The organism is Mesorhizobium sp. M8A.F.Ca.ET.021.01.1.1 (assembly GCF_003998025.1).
Taxonomy (GTDB): Bacteria; Pseudomonadota; Alphaproteobacteria; order Rhizobiales; family Rhizobiaceae; genus Mesorhizobium.
Map to the genome: position 1 here is coordinate 1 of NZ_RZSJ01000911.1, position 1,427 is coordinate 1,427.

Here is a 1,427-nt window from a genome sequence, read left to right on the forward strand (position 1 = left end):
CTTCGCCGATATGCTTGCCGCCGATCTTCACCGCCAGCGCTTCAGGCTTCAGCCGATAGCCCTTGCAGGCCGGGCAGGGCGTTGCCGACATGAAGCGCTCGATCTCCTCGCGCATCCAGGCGGATTCGGTTTCCTTCCAGCGTCGCTCGAGATTGGGGATGACGCCTTCGAAGGTCTTGGTCGTCTTGTAGGAGCGCAGGCCGTCATCATATTGGAAGGTGATTTCGCGCTCGCCGGTGCCGCGCAGGATCGCCTCCTGGGCCTCGGCGGAAAGATCCTTGAACTTGTCGCCGAGCTTGAAGTTGTAGGCCTTGCCCAATGCCTCGAGCGTCTGCGAGTAATAGGGCGAGGTCGACTTCGCCCACGGGCTGACGGCGCCGTCGCGCAGCGACACGTTCTCGTCGGGCACGACGAGGTTGGGATCGATGGCGCGCTGGCTGCCGAGACCGTCGCAGGTCGGGCAGGCGCCGAACGGGTTGTTGAAGGAGAACAGCCTGGGTTCGATCTCCGGAATGGTGAAGCCGGACACCGGACAGGCAAATTTTTCCGAGAACAGGATGCGCTCATGCGTCTCGTTCTTGGATTTGTTGACCGAATCCTCGCCGGTCTGGCTGGCGTCGAGCGGCTTGTCGGCGAACTCGGCCACCGCCAGCCCCTCGGCCAGCTTCAATGCCGTCTCGATGGAGTCGGCGAGACGCGTGGCAAGGTCGCCGCGCACGACGATGCGGTCGACGACGACGTCGATGTCGTGCTTGTATTTCTTGTCCAGCGCCGGCGCGTCGGCGATTTCATAGAAGACGCCGTCGACCTTGACGCGCTGGAACCCCTTCTTCTGCAACTCCAGCAGTTCCTTGCGGTATTCGCCCTTGCGGCCGCGCACGATGGGCGCCAGCAGGAACAGGCGCGTGCCTTCCTCGACCGCCAGTACCCGGTCGACCATCTGGCTGACCGTCTGGCTCTCGATCGGCAGGCCGGTGGCCGGCGAATAGGGCACGCCGACACGGGCAAACAGAAGCCGCATATAGTCGTAGATCTCGGTGACGGTGCCGACCGTCGAACGCGGGTTCTTCGAGGTGGTCTTCTGCTCGATGGAGATGGCCGGCGAAAGGCCGTCGATCTGGTCGACGTCGGGCTTCTGCATCATTTCGAGGAATTGCCGTGCATAGGCCGAGAGGCTCTCGACATAGCGGCGCTGGCCCTCGGCATAGATGGTGTCGAAGGCGAGCGATGATTTGCCGGAGCCCGACAGGCCGGTCATGACGATCAGGCTGTCACGCGGCAGGTCGAGATCGACATTCTTCAGATTGTGTTCGCGCGCCCCGCGAATGGAAAGGAATTTATGGTCGGCCATCGCCGGTCGCCGCCTCAGATCTGGAATTCGTGGGATTGGCGGGTTTTTCCCGGCCATCCCTTATGTAGGTCTTTTT

Annotated in this window: 1 pseudogene; it reads right to left on the minus strand. The window is 62.4% G+C overall.

Features of this window, described 5'->3' with window-relative positions:
* A pseudogene (locus tag EOA36_RS35360) lies at nucleotides 1-1,351 on the minus strand (excinuclease ABC subunit A); the annotation flags it as partial.
* Nucleotides 1,352-1,427 lie beyond the last annotated feature (76 nt).